At 65.0% G+C, this 7,229-nt stretch carries 8 protein-coding genes, 1 tRNA gene and 1 pseudogene; 6 read left to right on the top strand and 4 right to left on the bottom strand.

From position 1 onward, the window contains the following. Both FV223_RS16065 and FV223_RS16060 read left to right on the top strand, forming a co-directional pair. Positions 1-817, top strand: an 817-nt coding sequence (locus FV223_RS16065) for an urease accessory protein UreD (protein ID WP_246689699.1), incomplete at its 5' end; no start/stop codon positions are given. Positions 818-1,004: 187 nt separating this feature from the next. After that, positions 1,005-1,078 (top strand) — tRNA-Cys (locus FV223_RS16060). A gap of 23 nt (positions 1,079-1,101) precedes the next feature. On the opposite strand, the pseudogene FV223_RS32585 reads toward FV223_RS16060, so the two are convergent. Together FV223_RS32585 and FV223_RS16045 are read right to left on the bottom strand one after the other, a co-directional pair. Continuing rightward, a pseudogene (locus tag FV223_RS32585) lies at positions 1,102-1,899 on the bottom strand (tyrosine-type recombinase/integrase). A gap of 281 nt (positions 1,900-2,180) precedes the next feature. Further along, the gene (locus FV223_RS16045) at positions 2,181-2,459 is read right to left on the bottom strand and encodes a hypothetical protein (RefSeq protein WP_246689698.1); all 279 of its coding nucleotides are present in this window, start codon (positions 2,457-2,459) and stop codon (positions 2,181-2,183) included. A 220-nt stretch (positions 2,460-2,679) separates the two neighbouring features. On the opposite strand from FV223_RS16045, the gene FV223_RS16040 reads away from it, so the two are divergent. The 4 genes from FV223_RS16040 (at position 2,680) to FV223_RS16025 (ending at position 4,502) form a co-directional block, all read left to right on the top strand. Beyond that, positions 2,680-2,937, top strand: a complete 258-nt coding sequence (locus FV223_RS16040) for a helix-turn-helix transcriptional regulator (RefSeq protein WP_147727976.1) — start codon at positions 2,680-2,682, stop codon at positions 2,935-2,937. A 201-nt stretch (positions 2,938-3,138) separates the two neighbouring features. Beyond that, positions 3,139-3,534, top strand: a complete 396-nt coding sequence (locus FV223_RS16035; protein WP_147727973.1) for an integron — start codon at positions 3,139-3,141, stop codon at positions 3,532-3,534. An 82-nt stretch (positions 3,535-3,616) separates the two neighbouring features. Beyond that, the gene (locus FV223_RS16030) at positions 3,617-4,087 is read left to right on the top strand and encodes a DUF3597 domain-containing protein (RefSeq protein ID WP_147727972.1); all 471 of its coding nucleotides are present in this window, start codon (positions 3,617-3,619) and stop codon (positions 4,085-4,087) included. Positions 4,088-4,304: 217 nt separating this feature from the next. Next, positions 4,305-4,502 (top strand): hypothetical protein, encoded by a 198-nt coding sequence (locus FV223_RS16025; protein WP_147727971.1) that lies wholly within the window; start codon positions 4,305-4,307, stop codon positions 4,500-4,502. Positions 4,503-4,544: 42 nt separating this feature from the next. Here FV223_RS16025 and FV223_RS16020 read toward each other — a convergent pair whose 3' ends face one another. Together FV223_RS16020 and FV223_RS16015 are read right to left on the bottom strand one after the other, a co-directional pair. After that, positions 4,545-5,744 (bottom strand): IS256 family transposase, encoded by a 1,200-nt coding sequence (locus FV223_RS16020; RefSeq protein WP_147727970.1) that lies wholly within the window; start codon positions 5,742-5,744, stop codon positions 4,545-4,547. 429 nt (positions 5,745-6,173) lie between these two features. Then, positions 6,174-6,665, bottom strand: coding sequence for a hypothetical protein (locus FV223_RS16015; RefSeq protein WP_147727969.1), 492 nt, complete (start codon positions 6,663-6,665; stop codon positions 6,174-6,176). Positions 6,666-7,229 lie beyond the last annotated feature (564 nt).

Here is a 7,229-nt window from a genome sequence, read left to right as displayed (position 1 = left end):
GCGCTCGGTCGGCCGGGTGATGCTGCGCGTCGCCGCCGACGGCGCCGGCACGGCGACGCGGATCGCGGACCTCGCCGAATCCGGCCCCTCGCGCCTGCGCTTCCCGCGCGCGCATGGGGGCGCCGCGGAGGCGATCCTGGTCAACACCGCCGGCGGGATCGCCTGCGGCGACGACTTCGCGGTCTCGCTCGCGCTCGAGGCCGGGGCCGGCCTCGTCCTCACCACGACCGCGGCGGAGAAGATCTACCGCTCGGACGGGCCGGTGAGCCAAATCGCGAACCGCGTCGCCCTCGGCCCGGGGGCCCGGCTGGCCTGGCTGCCGCAGGAGACGATCGTGTTCGACCGCGCCCGCCTGCGGCGGCGCTTCGAGGCCGATCTCGCCCCCGATGCCGGGCTCCTGGTGTTCGAGGCCGTGGCCTTCGGCCGGGCCGCCCGCGGCGAGCGGGTGGAGGCGGGGCTGTTCGAGGACGTCTGGCGCATCCGGCGGGGCTGCCGCCTCGTCTACGCCGACAGCCTGCGCCTCGACGGGCCGATCGCTGCCCGCCTCGCGCGGCCCGCGATCGGCGGCGGCGCCAGGGCCTACGCGACGGTGCTCGACCTCTCCCCCGGGGCGGAGGCGCGCCTGGACGAGGCCCGGGGCCTGCTGGCGGAATGCGGCGCGAACGCCGGCTCGGGGGTCGAGGCCGGCGCGAGCGCCTGGAACGGCCACCTCGCGATCCGCCTCCTCGCCACCGATCTCGGGCCGCTGCGCGCCGTCGCCGCCCGCCTGCTCGTCCGCTACCGGGGCGTGGCGCTCCCGCGGGTGTGGCAGGCCTGAGGGCTCGGCGGCTTTCGACGGCCGGCGGTCCTTCGAAAGCGCGAATGCCCGACGATCCTGCGGAGATACGGCCTCGCGCCCGTTGCTCAGCGCCCGCCTCGTCTGCTAGAGACCCCTCACCCCGCGCCGGCCGCCCGGCACGGGATCTTGCGGGCGCCCCGTTTCGACGGCCGCGCCGGAGCGACGAGGCCTCGTGGCGGAGTGGTTACGCAGAGGACTGCAAATCCTTGCACCCCGGTTCGATTCCGGGCGAGGCCTCCACTACATGCCGCTGGGCATTGATTTCATTCAGAAATCTCGTCTGATTTTCCAACCCTTTCGATGCGGGTTGGAACCGCACGCGCGCTGAGCTTCGTGTTTGCGGCCTGCGAAAGTCGGCGTTGGTTCGCCTGTTTCGTGTACCGCTCAACCTCCGCCAGGGACCGGTGACCCGTCACCGAGGCGATCTCATGGGCCGTACAACCGGCTTCAGCGAGCCGACGAGCTGCAGCCTTCCGGAGGCCGTGGGTGACGCAAACCTCTGGAAGGCCGGCCGCGGCGATTGCATCGGCCATCTTGTTGCCGAGCCCCTTGGCCGTGAACGGTTTGTCGTAGGCGGTCGTCAGGATCGCGAGGTGGGCGATCGGCCAGTGCGACAGCGCGACCAACAGGTCAGCGTGAAGGGTAAGTCAGAGCTTGGTCCCGGTCTTCTCCTGGGTGACCGAGATTTCCTGCCCGGCCGCGTTCACGTCGCGCCACGACATCCGGGCGACGTCCGACACCCGCTGGCCGGTGTAGAGCAGGAGCGCAAAGGCTGTCCGCTGCTGGGATGCGAGCGGCCACCGCGCCTCGAAGCCGGCGATCTCTTCATCCGTCCAGGTATGGTGCTCACCCTCCTTCAGCTTCTTGATGTGCAAGGTCGGGTCGTCGCGGCGCCAGCCCAGGTCGATCGCGAACTTGATCAGGATGCGGAGCTTCTTCAGCGCGTCGTTCGCGGCCGAAGGGCGGTCGACGCGCTTGGCGGTGATCCGCTTCACGTGTTCTCGGCGGAGATCCGCAACACTGCGATGTCCCAGGGTCTCCAGGCGGATCAAGCGCTCCATCGCCAAACGATAGGCCCGCTTCGTCGGGGCCTTGAGCGCCTGGAAATCGACGCTCTCGAAGTAGCTGGCGAGCAGCCGGTCGAAGGTCCCCGGCTCGCCTCGCTCCTTGCGTGCGGCCGGAACAGCTTTGTCGGCCTCGGCGATGCGATAGGCCTCCATGAAGGCCTCCGACCCCGGCGGACCGGGCAGTGGGGACCGCTTTCCGCCGGGGCGTCGGAAGTAGTACCGCACCGTGCCGTGACGATCTTTGAAGTGATCGATATAGGGCAGTTGGATCCGGCTCATTGCCAATCCGCAAAGGTATCGCCATCCGCCTCAGCGTTAGCACTCTGTCGCTCGGGAAGCGCCTCGAAGAAAGCCTCAAGCTTCACCCGATCCCAGAGCACACGGGCGTTGATCTGCTTTGGCTGCGGCATCCGACCGTCTCGCACCATCTCATCGAAGAGGCTCGGCGAAACGCCGACATGGCGCGCGGACTCGATGCGGGACAAGCCGCGCGGCGCGAAGGCCGGCTGGTATCCGTTCTCAGGCAGTCGAGGTAGCTGCAGCGCCTTAGGCACTTCCTTAGCCTCTATATGATGTGACCAAAGCGGTGCAGGACCGCACTTACGTGGATCCTGAGTCCGGCAGCTTCGATCCGTAGGTGAACTCGTAAACGGATAGGCGTGATGATCGACGTTGCGCGTGTGCACGGAAGTGGCTAAATGCACACCGATAGTGTGGTTTCGCTCAACAAATGTCAACTTTGCTGCGCACGAAAAGTGCGACCTATTCACGTCTATGATTACTCCAGCGCAATGTCGCGCGGCGCGAGCCTTGCTCGATTGGAGTCGGGAGCAGCTAGCTACTGCTGCGCGGATTGGCCTGCGTACCCTCGTAGATTTTGAGCGCGGCGCCCGCGATCCTCATCACGCGACGCTCGATGCGATAGAGCGTGCTCTGAGAAAGGCTGGTGTGACCACCGACCTCACAGAGGGAAACGGTCTGGGCGTTCGGCTGATCGGAACATATGCTGATACTCGGTTCAATGGCGGGTAGGACAATGTGTTGGTTGTGGCGTCGATTGCTCGGTACGCCAACAAGCTGCCCGACATAGAGGACACACGACGACAGGCTGGTGCGGGCTAGTTCCCTATGCGGTGCCTGTGATGCTTCGTGCCGGGTCGTCGTGTGAGAGTCGGCGCAGTGTGGAACAGGAACCGCCAGCGCCGGCTTATGGCCTGCTTTAAGGCTCATCTCATGCGCGCGCTGCTTCTCCTCGCTGCCCTGGCCCTTCCAGGCTTTGCGCGGGCCGAGGAGGCACCACTTGCCGTTCCGATCGTCATCCCAGGAGAGATCGGTAAAGACGCTTGTTCAACACAGGGGCGGCTGATGGGTCGGGCCGACCAGGGCGATCAAACCATCGCTGTCCGAAACGGCCCCGGCGACAACGAGCCCTTCAAGGAGATCGACCGCCTCCGCGAGGCCGAACCCGTCTTGGTTTGCGAGCGTCTTGGAGGATGGTCCGGTATCGTCTACGGCTCCGATCTGCCTAGCTGTCGCACCACGGCCGTGCTCCCGGTAACCCGGGAATACGTCGGTCCCTGTCAGCGCGGATGGGTGTCGTCGCGCTTCATCAGCACTGATGCCCCTTAAAAATCGAGAGGAACGCTGGCGATCACCCCGCCGTTACCGAGCGCTTTGACCCCGCTCTTGGGTTCACGCGATGGAGGATGGAATGAGCATTTTCGGTTCGATCATGTCGAAGATTTTCGGTGGTAGCGCGAGTGCGCAAGCTGCAGCTCCCCATGCGTCCGAAACTCCGAACGTTTCCGCGGCCTCGATGGGCGCGAGTGGCGCCGGCTCGTCTTCCAGCGGCGCCTCTGCACCTTCGATGGCAGGCGCGCCTTCACCTGTTGCCACGGGCTCGTCCAACACCACGCAATCGAACGTCGATGTCGGCCAGGTGCTGAGCGACATGGCGGCCAAAAAGGGCGAGAACCTCAACTACAAGCAATCGATCGTGGACCTGATGAAGCTGCTCGACCTCGACAGCAGCCTGACCGCTCGCAAGCAGCTTGCCGACGAGTTGCACTACACTGGTGACAAGGATGACTCCGCCACGATGAACGTATGGCTACACAAGCAGGTGGTCCAGAAACTCGCGGAGAACGGCGGCAAGGTGCCGGCCGATTTCCAGCACGCCTGATAGTCGGCCGTTGGCTTAGGCGTTCGGAACTGCCGCTGATCTGCCCTGTGCACGAGGTCACGCTGACGTTGGTGGGGAGTATGCACCCAACGGGCCGATCGGGAAGTGGGAGGCGGCCCTGCAAAGGGGGGAAAGCAGGGCCGCCGCAGCCGATCGGGAGGACCTGCTGACTGCCGATGCAGCATGGATCAGAATGCACCAGATAGGTTGCCGAAGCATGAGCGACGATACGACCGCGCTCATCCTGGCGCTTGCGTCCGAGAACGCCGAGCTGCGCGCCGCGATGACTGAAGCTCAGGAACTTCTCGTTGAGACCGCTGTGGATGCCGGCGAGCTACACGCCCGCGTCGGGAAGTTAAAGGCTGAGGTAGAAGCGTTGCGAGCAGAGCGGGTCGTGTCCCTGGGCGTGGTGTAGGTTGGTGAGGACCACCACGATCACCGGCTTGGGCCGGGACGATCAGGCTGCCAGAGTGGGCAGGCTGACGAGGGGATCATCGCCGATCGGGGCGATGCTTTCCAGGGTCATGTAGCGCGACCGCTGGACGGCCCATTCGTCGTTTTGTTCGAGCAGGATCGCGCCGACGAGACGTGTGATGGCAGCCTCGTTGGGGAAGATGCCGACCACCTCGGTCCGGCGCTTGATCTCGCCGTTCAGGCGCTCCAACGGATTGGTCGAGTGCAGCTTGACCCGGTGGGCGGCCGGGAAGCCCATGTAGGCCAGCACGTCGGGCTCGGCCGTGTCCATCAGGGCGGCGAGCTTGGGCACCTTGGGGCGGAGTTGGTCGGCCACCCGCCGCCATTGCTGACGGGCCGCCTCGGCATCATCCTGGGCGAAGGCGGTGGCGATGAAGGCCGAGACGACGCGCCGCCCGCTGCGGCCGGCATGGGCGAGCACATTCCTCATGAAGTGCACCCGACAACGCTGCCAGGTGGCGTTCATCACCTTGGCCACCGAGGCCTTGATGCCCTCGTGAGCGTCCGAGATGACGAGCTTGACCCCGCGCAGGCCGCGCCGGGCGAGCTTGCGCAGGAAGTCCGTCCAGAACGTCTCGGCTTCCGACGGGCCGACATCCATGCCGAGGACTTCGCGGCGGCCGTCGGTGTTCACGCCGACCGCCACGATGACGGCGACCGAGACGATGCGTCCGTCCTGGCGCACCTTCACGTAGGTCGCGTCGATCCAGAGGTACGGCCACTCGCCCTCGATGGGGCGGTCGAGGAATGCGCCGACCCGATCGTCGATCTCCTGGCATAGGCGCGAGACCTGGCTCTTCGACACGCCCGTGCCGCCCATGGCCTGGACCAGATCATCCACCGAGCGGGTCGAGATGCCCTGGATGTAGGCCTCCTGGATCACCGCCGTCAGCGCTTTCTCCGCCATCCGGCGCGGCTCCAGGAAGCCGGGGAAGTACGAGCTTTTGCGCAGCTTCGGGATGCGCAGTTCGACTGTGCCGGCGCGCGTCTGCCAGTCCCGGTCACGGTAGCCGTTGCGCTGGACCAGCCGCTCGGCGCTCTTCGCGCCGTGGGCCGCGCCGGTCAGGCCGCCCACCTCCAGCTCCATCAGTCGCTCGGCTGCAAAACCGATCATCTCGCGCAGCAGATCGGCGTCGGCACTCTTCTCCATCAGCCCGCGCAGGGCCATGATCTCGTCGGTCATCGGGGGTCTCTCGGGTTCGGGGTTGGTCGTCGCAACCCGACCCTACCCGGCAACCGCCGATGACCACCCCTCAGCTACACCACCGCCTGGGACACGACCGCAGAGCGAGAGGCAACGGTCCGCAGCAGCGATATGGGCCACTCGGCCGAGCTGAGATAGGCACGCCGCTGCCCCACGAAGAAAGGCCACCCCCTAAGGGGCGGCCCGGAGTCTAAGGAGGAAACGTCCAAGAAAGACAGCCTACCTGCAACCCCATCGCCTTCTCGCATCGCAAACCTAGTTCGTTGCATCGCAGCGAGCAGCTTATAAAGGGTTGCATCTTGGATTTGGTAGGTAGCGACATCGTGTGGGCAAACTGGCCCTGGACCGATGCCGAGAGGTAACGCATTTCTTGATCAGCTGCTGACACCTTACCCCCGTACTCCCCCGTTACTCCTGTTCAGCAGCTGATTGGATGGCCGACGGCTCCAAGACCGTAGTCAGAGCCTTCGAGCCAACTCGTGCGCCGTTTGGATCGCTCCGGTCCAACGGCACGTAGTCGCCGCGACCGTCCTTCAAGCGCTGTCTCTCGGCGTACCAACGCTGCTTCAGCCAGCCGTCAAAATCGTCGAGCAGACTGCCGACATGGCTCTCAAACAGATCGGAGCATACCTCACGCGGAAACCCGGCTTTGACCAGGATGTTGACGAAAGGCCGCTTGAACGAGGCCTTGTCCGCAGCCGTCCCTGCCTCCTCGTAGTACATCATTAGGGCGTAGTAGGCGGCCCGCGCCATGTCGTCCCGACGCGGGGCGTTCTTGGCTTTGCGCTTCGCATTGGATCCGGCCTGCGAAGTAGCATGGCGCTCGTTGCGATCGATTTCGTACTTCGAGAGCGGCTCGGTCTTGACGACAGGGGTACCGGTGGTGGTCGCGAGGGGCATCGAAATGGCTCCGGTATATGGAGCGCTGATGATCGAGGCAGAATACGAAAGTCGAAATGGCCTTGCTGGTCAGCGGTCGAAAATAATTTGTGTCAGAGGCTGATCGGGTCGGGTTGCGCCTTGCCCTGTCAGCCTATGTGCGCACGAGGTCAGGCCGATGCCGGCCTCAGAAAGCTCGAAGGCGCCCTTGCTAAGGGGGCAAGGCAGGCCGCGCTGAGCGCCAGCGTTAGCCGAACGCTGTTTTAGCGTAGGGCATTCGGAGACCTCTTCGTAGGATCTATCCATCATGATCTTAGCATGCCCACGAGAGTCGATCCTACCAGGACGGCACATGGCTGTCTCATGGTCAGGATCCTTGGTGACTGGGCGGAGTTCACAGCCGAGATGAACCGAACTGCTTAGCTGTTCGTTCATACGAACGGCGCTTTCCACACGCCCGTCCTTTCGAGATCCTATGCGCGCACTTCTTTCTGGCGCTGCTCTGTTCGTCCTCGCGGCGGTCGGCGCTTCGGCACAGCCTGTCGGAAATCAGGTTCGCCGTACGACGGACGTCCGCTCCGCTCC

Origin of the sequence: Methylobacterium sp. WL116 (genome assembly GCF_008039455.1) — a bacterium.
Lineage (GTDB): Bacteria > Pseudomonadota > Alphaproteobacteria > Rhizobiales > Beijerinckiaceae > Methylobacterium.
This window is presented reverse-complemented; position numbering and strand designations above follow the sequence as displayed.